This window comes from Streptomyces sp. 1331.2, assembly GCF_900199205.1.
Classification (GTDB): Bacteria; Actinomycetota; Actinomycetes; order Streptomycetales; family Streptomycetaceae; genus Kitasatospora.
In genome coordinates, this window is record NZ_OBMJ01000001.1 from 267,799 (window position 1) to 286,390 (window position 18,592).

General features: G+C 74.6%; 20 protein-coding genes. 13 read left to right on the forward strand and 7 right to left on the reverse strand.

Translation table 11 applies throughout. The features are described from left to right. Positions 1–4 precede the first annotated feature (4 nt). A complete protein-coding gene (locus CRP52_RS01275; protein WP_097234658.1) occupies positions 5–295 on the reverse strand; it encodes a phosphopantetheine-binding protein in 291 nt (96 codons plus the stop codon). A gap of 80 nt (positions 296–375) precedes the next feature. Then, complete coding sequence (locus CRP52_RS01280) at positions 376–1,308, reverse strand: 3-oxoacyl-[acyl-carrier-protein] synthase III C-terminal domain-containing protein (protein WP_097234659.1); 933 nt, start codon at positions 1,306–1,308, stop codon at positions 376–378. A 143-nt stretch (positions 1,309–1,451) separates the two neighbouring features. Between CRP52_RS01280 and CRP52_RS01285 the strand changes: the two genes are divergently transcribed. From CRP52_RS01285 to CRP52_RS01300, 4 genes are all read left to right on the forward strand, one after another. Then, positions 1,452–1,751, forward strand: a complete 300-nt coding sequence (locus tag CRP52_RS01285) for a hypothetical protein (RefSeq protein WP_143685604.1) — start codon at positions 1,452–1,454, stop codon at positions 1,749–1,751. Beyond that, positions 1,748–2,911, forward strand: coding sequence for a glycosyltransferase (locus CRP52_RS01290; protein WP_097234661.1), 1,164 nt, complete (start codon positions 1,748–1,750; stop codon positions 2,909–2,911). Before CRP52_RS01285 ends, CRP52_RS01290 begins: the two co-directional genes overlap by 4 nt. Positions 2,912–3,106: 195 nt before the next feature. Continuing rightward, a complete protein-coding gene (locus CRP52_RS01295) occupies positions 3,107–4,105 on the forward strand; it encodes an ATP-binding cassette domain-containing protein (protein ID WP_097234662.1) in 999 nt (332 codons plus the stop codon). Between the two features lie 57 nt (positions 4,106–4,162). Next, complete coding sequence (locus tag CRP52_RS01300; protein ID WP_097234663.1) at positions 4,163–4,927, forward strand: ABC transporter permease; 765 nt, start codon at positions 4,163–4,165, stop codon at positions 4,925–4,927. A 76-nt stretch (positions 4,928–5,003) separates the two neighbouring features. Here CRP52_RS01300 and CRP52_RS01305 read toward each other — a convergent pair whose 3' ends face one another. The 4 genes from CRP52_RS01305 to CRP52_RS01320 all read right to left on the reverse strand — a co-directional run bounded on the left by CRP52_RS01305 (position 5,004) and on the right by CRP52_RS01320 (position 9,353). Then, entirely contained in the window at positions 5,004–6,293 is a 1,290-nt protein-coding gene (locus CRP52_RS01305) for an aminotransferase-like domain-containing protein (RefSeq protein ID WP_306458826.1), read from the reverse strand. Further along, positions 6,290–7,264: an alpha/beta hydrolase gene (locus CRP52_RS01310; protein ID WP_097234664.1), complete on the reverse strand. Its 975-nt coding sequence runs from the start codon at positions 7,262–7,264 to the stop codon at positions 6,290–6,292. Before CRP52_RS01310 ends, CRP52_RS01305 begins: the two co-directional genes overlap by 4 nt. Positions 7,265–7,336: 72 nt before the next feature. Next, positions 7,337–8,206: a class I SAM-dependent methyltransferase gene (locus tag CRP52_RS01315; RefSeq protein WP_097234665.1), complete on the reverse strand. Its 870-nt coding sequence runs from the start codon at positions 8,204–8,206 to the stop codon at positions 7,337–7,339. A 43-nt stretch (positions 8,207–8,249) separates the two neighbouring features. Beyond that, positions 8,250–9,353, reverse strand: a complete 1,104-nt coding sequence (locus CRP52_RS01320) for an alpha-hydroxy acid oxidase (protein ID WP_097234666.1) — start codon at positions 9,351–9,353, stop codon at positions 8,250–8,252. A 180-nt stretch (positions 9,354–9,533) separates the two neighbouring features. On the opposite strand from CRP52_RS01320, the gene CRP52_RS01325 reads away from it, so the two are divergent. The 8 genes from CRP52_RS01325 to hppD all read left to right on the forward strand — a co-directional run bounded on the left by CRP52_RS01325 (position 9,534) and on the right by hppD (position 17,605). Next, positions 9,534–10,985, forward strand: a complete 1,452-nt coding sequence (locus CRP52_RS01325) for a class I adenylate-forming enzyme family protein (RefSeq protein ID WP_218893050.1) — start codon at positions 9,534–9,536, stop codon at positions 10,983–10,985. Between the two features lie 114 nt (positions 10,986–11,099). Further along, positions 11,100–11,375, forward strand: a complete 276-nt coding sequence (locus CRP52_RS01330; protein ID WP_097234667.1) for a phosphopantetheine-binding protein — start codon at positions 11,100–11,102, stop codon at positions 11,373–11,375. Then, a complete protein-coding gene (locus CRP52_RS01335; RefSeq protein WP_097234668.1) occupies positions 11,372–11,659 on the forward strand; it encodes a hypothetical protein in 288 nt (95 codons plus the stop codon). Before CRP52_RS01330 ends, CRP52_RS01335 begins: the two co-directional genes overlap by 4 nt. Then, positions 11,656–12,834: a beta-ketoacyl synthase N-terminal-like domain-containing protein gene (locus CRP52_RS01340; protein WP_097234669.1), complete on the forward strand. Its 1,179-nt coding sequence runs from the start codon at positions 11,656–11,658 to the stop codon at positions 12,832–12,834. Before CRP52_RS01335 ends, CRP52_RS01340 begins: the two co-directional genes overlap by 4 nt. A gap of 14 nt (positions 12,835–12,848) precedes the next feature. Further along, complete coding sequence (locus CRP52_RS01345) at positions 12,849–13,400, forward strand: beta-ketoacyl synthase N-terminal-like domain-containing protein (protein ID WP_097234670.1); 552 nt, start codon at positions 12,849–12,851, stop codon at positions 13,398–13,400. Between the two features lie 278 nt (positions 13,401–13,678). Continuing rightward, positions 13,679–15,295, forward strand: coding sequence for a class I adenylate-forming enzyme family protein (locus tag CRP52_RS01350; protein WP_097234671.1), 1,617 nt, complete (start codon positions 13,679–13,681; stop codon positions 15,293–15,295). Then, on the forward strand, positions 15,292–16,560 hold the full coding sequence (locus tag CRP52_RS01355) for a beta-ketoacyl-[acyl-carrier-protein] synthase family protein (protein ID WP_097234672.1): 1,269 nt from the start codon (positions 15,292–15,294) through the stop codon (positions 16,558–16,560). Before CRP52_RS01350 ends, CRP52_RS01355 begins: the two co-directional genes overlap by 4 nt. A gap of 55 nt (positions 16,561–16,615) precedes the next feature. After that, positions 16,616–17,605, forward strand: coding sequence for a 4-hydroxyphenylpyruvate dioxygenase (hppD, locus tag CRP52_RS01360; RefSeq protein WP_097234673.1), 990 nt, complete (start codon positions 16,616–16,618; stop codon positions 17,603–17,605). Here hppD and CRP52_RS40725 read toward each other — a convergent pair. Beyond that, a complete protein-coding gene (locus tag CRP52_RS40725) occupies positions 17,518–17,709 on the reverse strand; it encodes an ATP-binding protein (protein WP_107474883.1) in 192 nt (63 codons plus the stop codon). The two genes, hppD and CRP52_RS40725, sit on opposite strands and share 88 nt — an antisense overlap. Between CRP52_RS40725 and CRP52_RS01365 the strand changes: the two genes are divergently transcribed. Next, complete coding sequence (locus CRP52_RS01365) at positions 17,654–18,568, forward strand: phytanoyl-CoA dioxygenase family protein (RefSeq protein WP_097234674.1); 915 nt, start codon at positions 17,654–17,656, stop codon at positions 18,566–18,568. The two genes, CRP52_RS40725 and CRP52_RS01365, sit on opposite strands and share 56 nt — an antisense overlap. The last annotated feature ends 24 nt before the right edge of the window (positions 18,569–18,592 follow it).

Sequence of the window (18,592 nt, forward strand, 5' to 3'; positions counted from 1 at the left end):
CCGGTCAGTCCTCGGGGATGACGTGCCCGGCGACGTAGTCGGCCAGCTTGGTGACCGATCGCAGGTCGTCCTCGGTGATCTGCTCGACGTCCACCTGGATGTCCAGCGATTCCTCCAGCTCCAGGATGAGCTCGATGGTGCCGGCGGAGGTGAGGCCGAGGTCGTCGAAGAGGCAGGCGTTCTCCGGGATTTCGGGCAGTTCGCGCTTGAGCACGCGCGGCAGGAGTGCGCCGATGCCGTGCAGGACGCGTTCGCGCAGCGCGGGGTCGGTGGTCTGGACCGCGGGTTCTGACATGGGTGTCCCGTCCCGTCGTACGTGGGAAGTGGTGATCGAGGCTGACGGATCGAAGCCGACGGATGGAAGCCGATGGGCCGTCAGCTCTGCACGGCCATCGCGGAGAAGGTGGCTCCGATGCCGGCGGCGGCGATCAGGTAGTGGTCGCCGCGGCGGAGCAGCCCCCGCGTGGTGGCGGTGTGAAGATTGATGAGGCTGTCTGCAGCGAAACTGTGCCCGACCGACCGCACGTTGTCCAGCACGACTTTCTCGATCGGGTAGCCGATGCGGCGCGCGATCATCCGCCAGGAGGCCTGGTTGACGTTGTGCGGGAGGATTGCGGCCAGGTCGGAGAGGTCCAGACCGGCCCGGTCCAGGGCGGCCTCGATCGCCTCGACCATCACGTTCGGGTACTCGCGCTGGTAGCGGGCGAGCAGGTCCGGGTCCTCGGCCAGTCGGCCGTCGAACTCCGGGCGCTGGCGCACCTCGTAGGAGAGCACCCGGTGTCGCTCGCCCGCGGCGCTGACCAGGCAGGCGGCCGCGCCCTCGGCGAAGATGCCGGTCTCGGGCACCACCTGGGCGTCCTTGGTGAAGGTCTTCTCCCCGGCCAGGACCAGTGCGAGGGCCGCCGGGTCGGGGTCGGCCGCGAGCAGCCGGCCGGCCAGGTCGATCGCCAGCAGGCCCACCGCGCAGGCGTGGTGGGTCACCGTGAAGGCACCGGCGTGGCCGAGGCCGCGCGCGGCGAGCAGGTCGTGCAGCGGGTTGAGCGGGTGGGGCACCGCCACCGGCATGCTGCGGGCGTGTATCACGAAGCGGATGTCGCGTTCGCGTCCGCGCAGCTCCGACAGGTTGTCCAGGGCGGCGTCGAGCAGGTCGGGCAGCCTCCCGGCAGGGTCCAGGCGCAGCTGGTCCAGGCCGTGGAAGCGGCGGAAGAGACGGAGTTGACGTGGGGTCAGGCCGATGCGTTCGCCCACCGCCTCGATGGGAACGGCGTGTGGGGGGAGGTGAACGGCCACTGCCTCCAGTGCGGTCACGCGGGCTAGTATTCCGACGCCCGCCGGGTCGCACAAGTGATCTCGGACCCCGCGCTGTCGCGGGCCGTGCCCCGGCATCCGTCAATTCCGCTCCGGTCCGGTCGTGTTCACCACCGTGCCGTCGAGCGGGTGGGAGATCTCTCATGCCGAATCCTGAACCTCCGGACTCCGCCCCGCCGTTGGATCCCGCGCTGGTCGCGATCGTGGTCGAGGTGGCCGGTGCGCCGCCCGGCTGGGCGCGCCATGTCACGCCGGACGCCCGGCTGGACGGCGACCTGCTGCTGGACGAGGTCGAACTCGCCGTGTTGGCCGAGCGCCTGCGCGAGCGCTTCGGTCCGGCCGTGGACCTGGCCGGGCTGCGTGCCGGTCTCGGCCTGGCCGCGCTGGAGGCGTTGACCGTCGCCGACCTGCAGCGACTGCTCCCCGAGGAGGGTGCCCGATGACCCGGTTCCTGGTGGTGGTGCCGCCGTTGACCGGACACGTCAATCCGGCCGCGGGCATCGCCGCCGAACTGGCCGCGCGCGGCCACGAGGTCGCCTGGACCGGTACGGAGTCGGTGCTGCGGCCGCTGCTCGGCCCCGGAGCGCGGGTGTTCGGCACCGGCACCCGGGCCTTTCGCGCCCAGGGCGGGCACGGGCTGGCCGCGCTGCGCTCGCTCTGGGAGGGCTTCATCGTCCCGTACGCGCGGTTCACCGCGAAGCCGCTGGACACGGCCGTGCGGGAGTACCGGCCGGAGGTGCTGCTGGTGGACCAGCACACCTCGGCGGGCGCGCTGGTCGCGCACCGGCACGGGTTGCCGTGGGCGAGCTTCGCGCCCGGTGCGATGGAACTGGGCCGGCCCTACCGGGCGTTGCCGCAGGTCGAGGCGTGGATGACCGGGCTGCTGCGCGGGCTGTGGGAGCGCGCCCGGCTGCCCGGGGCGGAGTACGTCGACCCGCGCTTCTCCCCCGCCCTGGTGCTGGCGACCACCGGGCCGGCGCTGACCGGCCCCGTGCTGACGGACGGCGGCGCATCGCCGGTGCACCATGCGATGGTCGGGCCGGTGATCGCGGCGCGGCCGCCCGATCCGGCGTTCCCGTGGGAGCGGCTGCTGCCGGGCCGGCGGCGGGTGCTGGTCACGATGGGGACGCTGGCGGGCGAGTTGGGCGCGGACTTCCTCGCCCGGGCCGTACTGGCGCTGGAGCTGTGCGGCGAGGAGGTCCAGCCGGTGTTCGCGGCACCGCGCGCACTGCTGCCCGAACTCCCGCCGCACGCGGTCGCGGTGGACCGGGTGCCGGTGCTGGAGCTGATGGCGCGCGGGGAGTTGGACGCGGTGCTCTGCCACGGCGGGATGAACACCGTGGGCGAGGCGCTGGCGCACGGCCTGCCGCTGGTCACCGCGCCGATCCGGCACGATCAGCCCTTCGTGGCCGCCCAGGTGGCGGCGGCCGGGGTCGGGCTGCAGGTGCCGTTCGCCCGCGTGACGCCGGAGCGGCTGGCGGCAGGGCTGCGGACCGTACTGGAGACAACGGCATACCGGGACAGGGCGGTTCAGGTCGGCAGGGAACTGCTGGCCGGCGGCGGTGCGGTGGCTGCGGCGGACCAATTGGAGGCGCTCGGCTGAGCTCTGGACGCGCCGGGCCGAGCCGGCGCCCCGGGCATCCCCTTAGCAGAGCGGGCGAGCACACGTCCATTGGTCTAGGCCATTGTCTCCGGGCCGGGGTTCGCCCTAGGGTGTCGCAGCAGCACCGCCCTCCGCAGGTGCCGAGCACCGGCTTCCCAGGTGCCGTGGCAGCCCATCCCCGTACGGGAGTTCCGGTTGATCGAGACCACGGGACTGCGCAAGTCCTACCGCAAGAAGACCTCCCGCCGCGGTGGCGGTGACCCGACCGTCGACGCCGTGCGCGGCATCGACCTGTCGGTCGCCGCCGGCGAGATCTACGGCTTCCTCGGCCCCAACGGCGCCGGGAAGACCACCACCCTGCGCATGCTGGCCACCCTGATCCGCCCGGACGGCGGACAGGCCCGCATCGCCGGGGCCGACCTGTTCACCGACCCGGCCGGGGTCCGCCGCCGGATCGGTTACGTCGCCCAGGGCGGCGGCACCACCGACAACGTCAGCGCCCGCGAGGAACTGGTGCTGCAGGCCCGGATGTACGGCGCGGGCAAGCCCCAGGCCGTCCGGGCCGCCGAGGACGCGCTCAAGGCCTTCGACCTGGGCGAGTTCGGCAACCGGCCGTGCGCCACCTATTCCGGCGGCCAGCGCCGCCGGGTGGACATCGCACTCGGGGTGATCCACCAGCCCCGGGTGCTGTTCCTGGACGAGCCGACGGTCGGGCTGGACCCGGCCAGCCGGGCGCACGTCTGGGAGGAGATCCGCCGGCTGCGCACCGAGGGGATGACCGTCGTCGTCACCACCCACTACCTGGACGAGGCCGATGCGCTCTGCGACCGGGTCGCCATCGTCGACCACGGCCAGGTCGTCGCCGAGGGCACGCCCGGGGCGCTGAAGCGCGAGATCTCCGGCGACGTCGTCCTGGTCGGCCTGGACACCGCCGACGGCGGGGGCACGGGCGCGGACGGGAGCGCCGCCGAGCGGGCGGCCGAGGTGCTGCGACCCCAGCCGTACCTGCACCGGCTGGAACCCGACGGGGACGGCGGCCTGCGGCTGTACCTGGAGGACGGCGCCGCGGCCATCCCCCGGCTGCTGCGCGCCCTGGACGCGGCCGGCCTGACACCCGGCACCGTACAGCTCCAACGGCCCAGCCTGGACGACGTGTTCCTGGCCCGCACCGGCCGCTCGCTGCGGCAGTCCTGACCCGATCCCACCCCCGCGGCCCCACCGCGTGGACCGGCACAACTCCCTGGGGAGACCGTGAAGCTCGCCCGCGACACCTGGCTGGTCTTCCAACGCCAGCTGCTGCTGATGATCCGCACCCCGGTCTGGATCGCCGTCGGCATCATCCAGCCCGTGTTCTACCTCCTGCTGTTCGCCCCGCTGCTGAAGAAGGTGCTCGCCCCGGACGGCGCGAGCAGCTACGCCGACGCCTACCAGGTGTACGTACCGGGCCTGTTGGCGGTGCTGTGCATCTTCGGCGGGCTGTTCACCGGCTTCAGCCTGCTGGGCGAGCTCAAGGCCGGGATCATCGAGCGCTCCCGGGTGACGCCGGTGAGCCGGCTGGCGCTGCTGCTCGGACGGGCGCTGCGGGAGATGGTGGCGCTGCTGGTGCAGGCCGTCCTGATCACGCTGATCGCGCTGCCGTTCGGGCTGCGGGTGAGCCCGCTCAACCTGCTGCTCGCCTACCTGCTGCTCGGACTCCTGGCGCTGATGACCTCGGCGATCTCCTACGGCATCGCACTGATGGTGCCGGCCGACGCGGCGATGGCGCCCGTGGTGAACACCCTCGCGCAGCCGATCGCGCTGCTGTCCGGGGTGCTGCTGCCGCTCACCCTGGCTCCGGACTGGCTGCAGCAGCTCGCCCGGTGGAACCCCTTCTACTGGGCTGTGGAGGGCATGCGCGCCCTGTTCTCCGGGCACGCCGGGGACAGCGCGGTCTGGCAGGGGCTGCTGGTGGTCGCGGTGATGACCGTCCTGGCGGTGTTCTGGTCGGCCCGGCTGTTCTCCACCCGGGTGCGCTGACCGACGCCCGGACGCCCGGGCCAAAAAGGGGGCCCGGCTCGTGTTTCGAGCCGGGCCCATCGGCGTCCTCGCACGGTCAGCAGGAGCCGATGAAGGCAGCCAACTTCGCCACTCCGTCGATGATCTGAGCCTGCGTCAGCGAGCTGATGGAGAGCCGCAGCCGGCGCTCCCCGCCGCCCGCCGGGTAGAACGGCGCCATCGGCGTCCACAGCACCCCGTACGCGCGGGCGCAGCGCTCCATCGCCGCCTCGTCGGCGGCGAAGGGCACCGTGAGGACGGCGAAGAAGCCGCCGTCGGGGCGGTTCCAGGAGACGCCCAGCCGACGCCGCTCGGAGGCCGGGAAGTGCCGGTCCAGCTCCCGCAGCAGGGTGTCCATGCCGGCCGCGTAGTGGGCCGTGGCGCGGGCGTTGGCGGCGCGCAGCCGGCAGTCGTGCGTCAGCAGCATGCCGCCGATGACGGCCTGGCTGAGCGCGGGGGTGTTGACCGTCGTCATGCTCTTCAGCTTGGCCAGCTCGTCCGCGAGGAGGCTGCGCCGCCCGTCGGGGCCGGTCACCTCCTGGTCGGCGACGGCGTAGCCGAGCCGGGCGCCGGGGAAGCAGGTCTTGGCGAAGGAGCCCAGGTGGACGACCTGGCGGCGGCGGTCCAGCGCCTTGAGGGTGGGCCGCGGCCCGGGCGTGCGGGCGAAGAAGCCGTACGGGTTGTCCTCGACGACCAGGACGCCCTCCTCCGCGGCCACGTCCAGCAGCCGGGTGCGGGCGGCGATCGGCATGCTGGTGCCGGACGGGTTGGCGAAGTCGGGGACGACGTAGAGGGCGCGCGGGCGGCGCCCCTCGGCCCGCACGGCCCGGGCCGCGGCGCGCACGGCCGCCGGGTCCGGCCCGCCGTCGGGCCCCTCGGGGACCGGCCGGGTGGTCAGGTCGAGCAGCCTTGCGGCGCCGGTGACGCCGACGTAGCAGGGCGCGCTGACCAGCAGCACGTCGTCCGGGCCCGCGCAGAGCGCGCGCAGCACGAGCAGCATGCCCTCCTGGGCGCCGACGGTGAGCACCAGGGCCTCGGGGGCGACGGTCAGTCCCTCGTCGTTGGCGAGGGTGCGGGCGACCAGTTCGGCGATGATGCCCTTGGTGGGGCCGTACTGGAACAGCGCGGTGCGCACGGCGTCCCGGTCGAGGCCGCGCTCGGCCAGGTGGGCGAGGTAGGTGTCCAGGTAGCGGGGGACGTCCTCGGGCTCGAAGAAGCCCTCGTAGGGGCGGCCGGGGGCGAAGGAGACGGCCTGCGGGTAGCGGGAGGTGACCTCGTTGAGGAAGGTCATCGCGTCCAGCAGCGGATCGGCGAGGGAGGCGTGCAGGTCCTCCAGACGGAGGTTCACCGCGGCACCTCCCGCCCGGCCTCCCACAGTGTCTCCCGCAGCCGCCCGGCGGCGTACGCCTGGGCCTCGGCGGCCGCGTCCAGGGTGGCGGTCATGGCGAAGAAGCCGTGCGGCATTCCCTCGTACCGGCGCAGCTCCACCGGGACTCCGGCCGCGCGCAGCGCCTCGGCGTACTGTTCGCCCTCGTCCCGCAGCGGGTCGTACTCGGCGGTGAGGACGGTCGCGGGCGGCAGGCCGGCCAGGGTGGCGGCGCGCAGCGGGGAGGCGTACGGGCTGGCGGCGTCGGCCCGGTCGGCCAGGTAGTGACCCCAGTACCAGGCCAACGAGCGGCGGTTGAAGAGCAGCGGGTCGTCGTGTTCGCGCAGCGAGGGGGTGTCGGCGGCGTGGTCGGTGTTGGGGTAGACCAGCAGCTGGTGGCGCAGGGCCGGGCCGCCTTCGGCGCGCAGCAGCAGGGTCAGGGCGGCGCTGAGGTTGCCGCCGGCGCTCTCGCCGCCGACCGCGAGGCGGCCGGGGTCGATGCCGAACTCGCCGGCCCGTTCCACCAGGTGGAGGAGGGCGGCGCGGCAGTCCTGGAGGGCGGCGGGGAAGGGGTGTTCGGGGGCGAGCCGGTAGCCGACGGAGGCGGTGACGCAGCCGACGGCGTTGGTGAGTCGGCGGCAGATCGCGTCGCTGGTGTCGGGCGAGCCGAGGGTCCAGCCGCCGCCGAACAGGTAGAGCAGGGCGGGGAGTTCGGTGCTTCGCTGTTCGAGGGTGGGCGGTTCCGGGCGGTAGAGCCGCAGGGTGAGGTCGCCGCCGGGACCGGGGAAGCGGTGCTCCTCGACGGCGGCGACCGGTTCGGGGGTGCCGGCCGCGGCGCGGATGTCGGCGAGGTCGGCGGCGCGGGCCTCGGCCAGGGTGAGGGTGTAGAGCGGCGGTGCGCCGCTGCTCGCGCGCCGGGCGCGCAGGGCCTCGGCCTGGGGGTGCAGGGGCATGGGTGGTCCCGTTCTCGTGCGGCTGGGTCGGCGGTCGGGCCGCGTCATTGCCGGGCAGTCAAAGGTCGGCGCTCAGCGGTCGGCCTCGACGTAGATGGTCTCGTCGGTGCGGAACGCCGTGTCGAGGTCGGCGACGTCCGAACGGGTGCCCTGCCGGTAGGCGCAGTGGCGGACCTGCCCGGGCGTGAAGCCGGCCAGGGTGAGGACGTGCCGGAGTTCGTCCAGGTCGTAGATCCACTGGTGGCCGTAGTACCGGAAGACCTGGTTGACCAGGAAGGCCGGGCGGGCGGGCATCGGCGGGCCGAAGCCGAGGGTGGTCAGGCGGCGGCGGTGCTTGGCGAGGAAGCCGTCGCCGGTGGCGTAGCCGACCAGGTAGCGGGCGAGGTCGGGGGTGGTCAGGCGCAGGACGCCGCCGGGGCGCAGCACCCGGCGGGCTTCGCGCAGCCAGCCGACCGCGACGGGCAGGGTGACGTGCTCGATCAGGTGCTCGGCGTACACCCAGTCGATGCTGGCGTCGGCGAAGGGCAGCGGCTCGGCGATGTCCAGCTGGGTGAACCAGCGGTCGCCGTCGACCCGGTAGAGGGTGCCGGGCTCGGTGGCCGGCCCGGCGCCGCCGCGCAGGGCGGTCAGGTCGGTGCCGAGGCCTTCCGGGTGGGCGGTCCGGAAGGCGGCGAACTCGATGCCGGTGAGGCCGAGTTCGCGGAAGTCGGCGTGGTCGTGCGGGAGCCCGCCGGGGTGCGGTTCGAGCGTGTCGCAGGTGGCGACCTGTGCGCTGAACTCGTCCAGGCGGGTGGCCAGGCCGTCGGGGTCGTCCCAGTCCCAGCCGGGGAACCGGGCGCTGCGGGCGGCCCGTTCGGCCGGTTCCGTCCGTTCGGCTCGTTCGGTCCGTTCGGTCTGTGCGGTTCGTTCGGTCTGTGCGGTTCTTCGGGTCTGTTCGGTCATCTCGGTCTCTTCCTCGGAGAACGTGGTGCGGGCCCCGCGTGGTTCAGCCGGCCGGGCAGCAGGGCCAGGGGGCGAGGGCCGTACGGTCCAGGTCGGCGAGCCGGGGGCGGCCCAACAGGGCCATGGTGTGCTCCAGTTCCTGGCGCAGCAGGTCGAGCACCCGGTGCACGCCGGACTCCCCGTCGGTGGCGAGGCCCCAGAACGCGGGGCGGCCGATCAGGACGGCGCGGGCGCCGAGGGCGAGGGCGACGGCGATGTCGGTGCCGGTGCGCACGCCGCCGTCGAGCAGCACCGGCAGCTCGTGCGGAACGGCCTGGACCACCTCGGGCAGGGCCGCCAACGCCGCTATCGAGCCGTCCAGTTGTCGGCCGCCGTGGTTGGAGACCAGGACGGCGTCGGCGCCGTGTTCGACGGCCAGCCGGGCGTCCTCTGCGGTCAGGATGCCCTTGAGGACCAGCGGCAGCCGGGTGCGGCGGCGCAGCCAGGCGAGGTCGGCCCAGCTCAGGGTGGGGTCGAACTGCTCGCGGGCGTGCTCGGCGATGCCCGAACTGCCGCCCGCTGCACGGTGGCTGGCCGACATCAGGGCCGGGTCCAGGTTGACCGCGCGGACGGCGGGCGGGATGGCGAAGCCGTTGCGCAGGTCTCGCAGGCGGCGGCCGATCCTGGGGGCGTCGACGGTCAGCACCAGGGCCCGGAAGCCGGCCGCCTCGGCGCGCTCCACCAGGGCGGCGAGGGCGGCCCGTTCGCGCAGCCAGTACAGCTGGAGCCAGAGCGGGCCGGTGGCGGCCTCGGCGATCTCCTCCAGGGTGCGACTGGCGAACATCCCGGCGACCAGCAGCGCCCCGGCCCGGCCGGCGGCGCGGGCGGTGGCGGTCTCGCCCTCCGGGTCGACCAGGCGGTGGTAGGCCATCGGGGCGATGCCGAGCGGGAGGGCGAGCGGTGCGCCGAGCAGGGTCAGGGCCGGGTCGCAGGCGGAGACGTCGACCAGGGTGCGCGGGCGCAGGGCGTAGCGCCCGAACATCTCCCGGTTCGCGGCCAGGGTGCGTTCGGTGCCGCTGCCGCCTTCGATGAAATCCCAGATTTCCGGGGGGAGTTGTTCGCGCGCTGCGCGCTCGATCCCGGCCAGCGTGAGTGCTCCCACGGGCATTCCTCGTTCCCGGACGGCCACGCGCGGGCCAGTCCCGGTTCGGCAGCGTAGGAGCAACGGACACATTGGTATAGACCTTGATTTGACCAAACGTCTGTGCCAAGGTCTGGCAACGGAATTGGCCGTTTTCTGGTCGTGAACTGCGTTCATGACAAATCCCCTGACTTGTGTGGAGCCGCGTTGACCGGCTTTTCCCCCTTTTCGCCTCCGCCGTTCGCACCGCCGCACTCCGATGCCCCGCACGACTGGGTCGACCGGCTGTTGCTGGCCGGCCCCGGCGGCGAGGAGTGCCTGCACCTCGGCGCGCCGCTCGACCGGGACGCGCTGCGCACCCTGGTCGAGGAGCAGTCCGTACGGCTCACGGCCGCCGGGCTCGGCCCCGGCGGTACGGCGGCGCTGCGGCTGCCGCCCTCGGTGGCGTTCGTCGCGGTGCTGCTGGCCTGCTGGCGGCTCGGTGCCCAAGTCGCCCTGCTCGACCACCGGTTGACCGACCACGAGATCGACGCGGCGGTGGCCCGACTGGCCCCGCAGGTGCTGGTAGGCTCCGCCCACCGACCCGCGGCGGCCCTGCGCGGCTTCTCCGACGTGGAACCGGTGGCCGTGCGGTTGCCGGACGGACAGCCGGCCCGCACCGGGCACGCCCTGATCCAGCTCAGCTCCGGATCTACCGGCCCGGCCAAGGTCATCGCCCGTACCGCCGCCGACCTGCTGCGCGAACTCGACTGCTACCGCAGGCTGGTGGCGTTCCCCGGTGAGGGCGAGCGGGTGGTGCTGCTGTCCTCGGTGGTCCACGTGCTCGGCCTGGTCGGCGGGCTGCTCAACGCCCTGTACGTCCGCGCCGCGCTCACCGTGCCGGAGCGGATGACGGCGGCCGGCATCCTCGCCGCCGTCGCCGACTCCGACCGGCCGACCACCGTCATCGGGGTGCCCTTCCACGCCGAGCTGCTGGCGGGGGCGGTCGCTCCCCCGGCGCTGCCCCGACTGCGCCGGATGATCGTCGCGGGCGAACTGGTCCGCCCGGGCCTGCCCGCGCTGTTCACCGAGCGCTACGGCGTCCCGCTCGGCACCATGTACGGCATGACCGAGACCGGGGTCATCGCCACCGACCTCGACGGCACCCTCCACCCGGCCAAGCGCCCCGTCCACGGAATGCGACTGCTCCTGGTGAAGGGCGAGTTGCAGCTCGGCGCCGTCTCCTCGCCGTACCCCGGGCTGGACGACCCGACCCGCTGGTCGGACGGCTGGCTGCACACCCGGGACGCCGCCGAACTGGACGCGGACAACGGCCTGGTCACCGTGCTCGGCCGGCTCGACTCCCAGGTCTCGATCGGCGGCCTGAAGGTCGACCTCACCGAAGTCGAACAGACCCTGACCGCACTGCCCGAGGTCCGCGAGGCCGTGGTCGTCTTCGACTGCGGCGCGATCGAGGCCTACCTGGCCACCGAACCCGACGCCGACCTCGCCCTCGTCCGGGACGGGCTGGCCCGGCGCCTCGCCGCCTACAAGCGGCCGCGCCGGCTCGCCCTCCTCCCCCGCCTCCCCCGCACCGCCACCGGCAAGCTGCTGCGCGACCCGGCCGCCCTGCGCGACACCGCCTCGGCCGGCACGGCCGGCGCAGCCACCACGCACTGACCGCCGGCCGCCACGTACTCCCGCGCACTCGTGCACCGCATGCACGTCACGCGCCTCACGCACGTCACGCACGTCACGCACCCAAGCGCCAGACCCCCGACAAGGAGCCACACCATGCAGGACCGCATCCGCGCGTTCGTCCTCGCCGCCCTGACCGAGATGCAGTACGACGTCTCCGAGGTCACCGGGGACACCGACCTCGGCCCGGCCGGGCTTGACCTCGAATCGCTCGCGCTGGCCGACCTCTCGGTACAGGTCGAGGACGAGTTCGGGATCAAGTTCGACCTGGACGAGATGGAGACCACCGCGCTGATGACGCTGGACGAGTTCACCGCAGACGTCGCCCGCCGGATCGACGCCCTCGCCGCCGCCTCCGGCAGCGCCGCATGACCGGCGGTGAGCGTGCCGAGGCCCGGCCGGACGGCCGCGAGGCCCTGCCGGGACGGGACGAGGTCCTGACGATGCTGGCGGCGTTCGGGCAGCGCGCCGCCGACACCGTGCCCGAGGAGCTTGGATCGCTCGAACTCACCTGGCTCGTCGCCGAGTTCGAGCAGCGCTACGGGCTGCAGCTGGACCTGGACGACGAGCGCTTCGGCGCCGTGCGGACGGTCGACGACGCGACCGAGCTGCTGCGGGCGGCCGTCCTGGCCGAGCGCGCGGGCGGACGGCCGTGAGCGGCCTCGCCCCGGGCGCCGGCCCGCCCGGCCCCTCCGGCCCTCTTCCGCCGTCCGGCCCGGTCCGCCCGGTCCGCCCGGTCCGCCCCGTCGTCACCGGGATCGGCGTGCTCAGCGCCGCCGGGCACGGGCTCGCCGCGCTGACCGAGGCCGTCACGCACGGCAAAGCCGCATTCGGCCCGGTCACCCGCTTCGACGTGGCCGCCCGCCGGACCACTCGGGCCGCGCTGCTTCCCACCTCGCCGGCTCCGGCCGGGGCGGCGCTCGATGCGATCGACCAGGCCTGCCGGCAGGCCGGCCTGACCGCCGCCGAGGGCGCCACGCTGCCCGTCCTGCTCGCGCTGCACAGCGACGAGCACACCCGGGCCACCGCCGAGGCGGTAGCGGCCGGGGTCCGCGCGGGCTGGGGAGCCCCGGGTGTCACCCGGGTGTACACCGGCGCCTGTGTGGCCGCCTCGACCGCCGTGGCCGACGCCGCCGCCCTGGTCGCCGCCGGACGGCACGAGCGGATCCTGGTCGCCGCCGTCCACCTGGTCGGACCGGGTGTGTTCGCCGTCTTCGACGCCGGGCGCGCGCTGGCCCGCGACGGCGAGCTGCGCCCGTTCAGCGCCGGCCGCACCGGCACCCTGCTCGGCGACGCGGCCGCCGCCGTCCTGGTCGAGGCCGCCCCGGCGGCCGAGCGCCGGGCCGCGCCGGTGTTCGCCCGGCTGGCCGGCTGGGGCCGCGCCGGGGACGCCCACCACGTCTGCCGTCCCGAACCGGACGGCACCGGGGTGGCCCGGGCGATCGAGGCCGCGATCGGCCGGGCCGGCGCCGCCCCGGCCGAGGTCGGCTACGTCAACGCCAACGGCACCGGGTCCACCCTCGCCGACCGGGCCGAAGCCCGGGCCCTGCGACGGGTGTTCGGCCGGCACACCGACGAACTGCCGGTCAGCTCCAGCAAGTCGGTGCACGGCCACGCCCTGGAGGCCTCCGCCCTGCTCGAACTCGCCGTCACCGTCGGGGCGTTGGAGACCGGTCTGCTCCCGGTCAACGCGGGGTGGCTCGGCCCGGATCCGGACGTCGGCCTGGATCTCGTCCTGGACGGTCCGCGCGCCGCCCGCCCCCGCTACGCCCTCAGCCTCAACTCCGCCTTCGGCGGCGCCAACACTGCCCTGCTGCTGGCCCCCGGATGACACCCACCACCACCATGACCTCCCCTGCCGACAACGCCCACGGCCTGCGGGTCCTCGCCGAGGCCCGCCGCTCCGCACCCGGCCCGGACGGGCCGCCGCCACCGCTGCCCGGCTTCGCCGCCTCCGGCTTCGATCCGCTGGTCGCCGACGCCGCCGAGCGCTGTCTGCGCGCCGCCCACGGCGAGCCGCCCGCCCCCGGACGGACCGCCCTGTTGCTGGCCAGTGCGAGCGGCGACCTCGACACCGCGCGGGCGATCGAGCAGAGCGCCGAACCCGGCCACCGGACCGGCCCGCTGCTGTTCTTCCAGTCCAACCCCAACGCCGTCCTCGGGCACATCGCGGCGCGCTGGGGCCTGACCGGCCCCGTCGTGGCGATCTGCCCGGCCGAGGCCGAACCAGGCCGCGTACCGGCGGAGGCCTACGAGCTCGCCGCGCTGCTGCTCGCCGACGGGGACGCCGACCGGGTCCTCGTGCTGGCCGTCGAGCAGACGCCGGACGGGGACCGCGCCGCCGCCGTACTGCTCTCCTGTCCCCGGTCACCCGAGGACCCGGAGTCGCCGAGCTGAACCCGCCGATCACCCCCGGCCGTAGCCACCAGCGAGGCCCATAGAGGTCAGAGGCCCGGAGGCCACCGAGTCCCACCGAGTCCCACCGAGTTTCACCGAGGCCCGGCGCCTGACGCAGCCGCACCCGGCAGACCAACCGCCGTGCGCCCCGACGCCGCCCCGCAACCCGCCGTCCGGCACCACCTCGGATCGCCCGCCGCCCGAACGCGGCCGACCGACCCCGCCACCACCTGATCAGCCGCCCGGGCCGTCCACCGGCCCCGTTGGAGGGACCCCCCGTGACCATCCGCAGTCTCCGCACCCTGCTCGCGGACGACCCCGACGTCGGCGCCGGCAACGTCCTGACCGCCCGGATCGCGCTCGGCCTGGACGTCGACGAGCCGCTGCTCACCTTCGACACCCCGGTGGACGACCACCCCGCCTGGCAGCCGTTCACGCTGCGCGAGCTCGACCGCGCCGTACGGGCCCGCGCCGCCGCCCTGCACGCGCTCGGCATCACCCCGCGCGACCCGGTCGTGGTCTACGCGAGTGACGCCGACGACCACGTCCTCGCCTTCCTCGCACTGGCCCGGCTCGGCGCCATCCCCGCACTGCTCAACCCCAACCTGGACGGCGAGCGCGCCGCCCGCTACACCGCCCGGCTCGGCGCGGCCGGCGTCCTCGCCGACCCGGTCCACCTGGCCGCACTGGCCGGCCACGACCCGGGCGCGCCGCTGCTGCCCGAGATCGCCACCCTCGGCGCGGGCGACCCGGACGCCGCACCGGCCCCGTACCGGCACTGGTCCGGCGACCCGGTGGCGATCACCCACTCCTCCGGCACCACCGGGATGCCCAAGGCCGTGGTCCACTCGCACGCGAGCCTGTACGCGGCGATCCGCCACCGGCTGCGGCTGCCCCGCCCGCAGGGCCAGGACCGGATGCTCAGCGCCCTGCCCGCCCCGCACGCCGCGACCGTGATCGCGCTCAACCTCGCCCTCAGCTCGCACACCCGACTGGCCTTCCTGTCACGGCAGTCCGGCGACGGCGTACTGGCGGCGATCGAGCAGTGGCGGCCCACCGGGGTGATCGGCTTCGCCGCCACCTGGGCCGACCTCGCCCGCCACGACCTCGCCGCCCGGGACCTGACCTCCGTCGCGCTCTGGTGGAACACCGGCGACTGCGCCCACGAGGTGCACATCCGCCGGCTGATCGCCACCGGCAGCCGGGAGACCGTCACCCGCGCGGGCCGCTCCCGGGTACCCGGCTCCCAGTTCGTGGACGGCCTCGGCTCCACCGAGATGGGCCACTCGCACTTCTTCATCACCCACGGGCCCGGCACCGAACGCTACGGCCGCTGCGTCGGGCGCCCGCACGCCTTCGTCGACTGCGAGGTGGTCGGTCCGGACGGCGAACCGCTCGGCCCCGGCGAGGTCGGCGAACTCGCCACCGCCTCACCGACCTTGGCCCTCGGCTACTGGAACGACTCGGCCACCACCTTCCGCGCCCGGATCCGCGGCCGCTTCCTCACCGGGGACCTGATGTACCGGGACGAGGAGGGCTACTACTACCACGTCGACCGCGCCGTCGACTCGGTCGAACTCGACGGCGGCAAGCGGCTGTTCACCGCGATGTCGGAGGAGCGGGTGCTGGCCGCCTGCCCGGAGGTGCTGGACTGCACGGTGGTGGCCGTCCGGGACGGCGAGCAGGTGGTCACCGACGTGCTGCTACTCCTCGCCGAGGGCGCCGACCCGTCCGCGGACCACACCGAGGCGGTCGTCGCGGCCCTGGACGAGGCCGCCGCCGCGACCGTCCGGCGGGTGCTGGTGGTCTCCCCGGACGACATCCCGCTCGGCCCGACCGGAAAGGTCCGCAAGGTCCTGCTGCGCGAGCGCCACCTCGCGGCGGTGGACGCGTGAGCGCCGGCACACGTGCCCGCACCGGCGTCGTCGTCACCGGCATCGGCCTGGTCTCCCCGCTCGGCCGCAAGCCCGCCGAGGTGTTCGATGCGCTGACCGCCGGCCGCTCCGGCCTCCGGGCCGTACCCGAGGGCCACGCCGCGCACGGCTGGCTGCCCGCCGCCGGGATCGCCCCCGCCGTGGACGGCCGGGAGGTGCTGCCGCCCACCGAGACCCGCGGCGTGGACCGCTTCGTGCTGCTCGGCCTGGCCGCCGCCGACGACGCGCTCGCCGACGCCGGCCTGGTGGTCGGCCGGGACGCCGACCCGCACCGCACCGCCGTGGTGCTGGCCACCGGCGGCGGCGGACTGGAGACCTTCGAGCAGCAGTCGCACCGCCGCCTGGAGCGCGGGCGCCCCGGCGTCAGCCCGTACCTGCTGCCCGGCATGCTCTCCAACATGGCCGCCGCCCGGGTCGCCATCAAGCACGGCATCCGGGGCTACAGCTCCGCCGTGGTGACGGCCTGCGCGGCCGGCGCCCAGGCGATCGCCGAGGGACTGCGGCTGATCCGGGCCGGCGACGCCGACGTGGTGGTGTGCGGCGGCACCGAGTCCTCGCTGCACCCCACCATCGCCGCCGCCTTCACCAACGCCCGTGCCCTGGCGCAGGGTTGGGCGGACCCGGAGCAGGCAAGCCGGCCCTTCGACAGCCGCCGCAACGGCTTCGTGCTGGGCGAGGGCAGCGCCGTGCTGGTCCTGGAACGCGCCGAGCACGCCGACGCGCGCGGCGCCGCCGGCTACGCGGACGTCCTCGGCTGGGGCGCCTCCACCGACGCCCACCACCCGACCATGCCCCGCCCCGACGGCGGCGGCGCCGCCGACGCGATGCGCACCGCGCTCGCCAACGCGGGCCTGACCCCGGGCGACATCGACTACGTGAACGCCCACGGCACCGGCACCCGGCTCGGTGACGTGGCCGAGACCGCAGCGCTGCGCGCCGTCTTCGGCGGGCAGCCGCCCGCGGTCAGCTCCACCAAGGGCGCCACCGGCCATCTCCTGGGCGCCGCAGGCGCGTTGGAGGCGGCGGTGACCGCCCTGGCGGTGGCGAGGGGGACGCTGCCGCCCACGCTCAACCTGACCGACCCCGACCCGGCCTGCGAGCTGGACCACGTCCGGGGCGCCGCCCGGAGCACCCCGGTGCGCGCCGCACTGAGCAACGCCTTCGCCTTCGGCGGCCACAACCTCAGCCTCATCCTCGGCCCGGCCTCCACCCGCACCGCCCGGTAGCTCACGACGGCCGGCCCGATCCTCGACCCGCCCATCCCTCCGGGGGGAGATCCCGTTGTCCATCCAGACCATCACCCACGCCGAGTTCCACTGCGCGGACGCGGACAAGACCGCGACCGAACTCTGCGCCGACTACGGCTTCACCGCCGACACCCCGTCGATCGGCCCGGGCGGCACCCGCAGCATCGAACTGCGCCAGGGCACGATCCGGCTGCACCTGACCTCCGCCGCCGCCCCCGAGCACCCGGTGGCCGACTTCGTCGCCCGCCACGGGGACGGCGTCGCCGTACTCGCGCTCGGCTGCACCGACCCGCAGGCCGCGCTGGAGCGGGCCGAGCGGCACGGCGCCCGGGTGCTGGACCGGGCCGGCGCCCTGATCGCCGGCTTCGGCGACACCGCACTGCGCCTCGTCCCGCTGCGCACCGCCGAGCCGGGCCCGGAGCCCCGGCTGCTGGACCACCTCGACCACGTCGCGATCTGCCTCCCGGCCGGCCGGCTCGCCGAAGCCGTCCGGTTCTGCGAGGCCGCGCTCGGCTTCCACACGATCTTCGAGGAGTACATCGAGGTCGGCGAGCAGGCGATGGACTCCAAGGTCGTGCAGAGCCCGTCCGGCGCCGTCACCTTCACCCTGATCGAGCCCGACACCGGCCGCCGCCCCGGCCAGATCGACGACTTCCTCTCCGCCCACGGCGGCGCCGGCGTCCAGCACCTCGCCTTCAGCACCCGCGACATCACCACCGCCGTACGGACCGTCCGGGCCCGCGGGGTGGAGTTCCTGACCACCCCGGGGGCCTACTTCGACGTGCTGGCCGAGCGCTTCGGCGAGACGGCCATTCCGGTGGAGACCCTGCGCGACCTGCACGTCCTGGTCGACCAGGACCACGGCGGCCAGCTGTTCCAGATCTTCGCCCGCTCGACACACCCCAGGCGCACCTTCTTCCTCGAACTGATCGAGCGTCAGGGGGCGGGTACCTTCGGCACCGCGAACATCAAGGCCCTGTACGAGGCCATCAGGCGGCACAGCTCGGCCGCCTCCGCCCTCTGATCCCCCGCCCCCGCCCCCCGCCCCCCGCCCCCGAAGGAGGCCCGCACGATGACCGAGACCGCCGAGTTCCGGCTCACCGAGGCCGAGCGCGCCCTGCTGCCCACCGCCGAGGAGGTGGCCCACTACCGCGAGCACGGCTGGTACCTGTCCCGCCGGCTGTTCAGCGACGAGGAGCTGGACGCCCTGCAGGCCGCCACCGAGCTGTACTACGCGGGCCACCGCGACCGCGAACTGCCCGTCCGGCCACCCAGGTTGGCCTCCTGGCAGCCCTCGGACGGGCCCGTCCAGCGGCACAACGACTACGTCCACTACGAGAGCGACGCCATCGGCGCGATCCTGCGCAAGCCGCTCGTCGGCGCGGTGGCCGCGCTGCTCGCCGGGGCGCAGGAGATCCGGATCTTCCAGGCCACCCTGATCTACAAGCCGCCGGTGCCCGGCGAGCCCAGCAACCAGGTGCCGTGGCACTTCGACAAGCACTACTGGCAGACCAGCACCTCGCCCGACATGCTCACCGCCTTCATCCCGTTCCACGACTGCCGCGAGGAGAACGGCACCATCACCATGGTCGACGGCAGCCACCGCTGGCAGGAACTGCCCTCCGGCGAGGACTCCACCCGGCACTTCGCCGACCGCGATCGCGCCGAGCTGGACGGCATCCTGGCCGCCAACGCCGCCCACAACGGGCAGCAGGTACGCAAGGTCCCGATGCCGATCCCGCGCGGCCACGTCTCCTTCCACCACTGCCGCACCTACCACGGCAGCGGCCCCAACCTGGCCTCCCACCCGCGCCGGGCCGTCTCGCTGCACCTGCAGGACGGCGCCAACGAGTACCGCCGGCACGACCGGGGCGACGGCAGCCCGGTGGTGTACAACCACGACGTGCTGGTGCGCCGCACCGCCGACGGCCGGCCGGACTACGCCGACCCGGACTTCTGCCCGGCGATCTGGCGGGGACGGCCGTGACCGCTCCCCTGATGTCAACGGCCG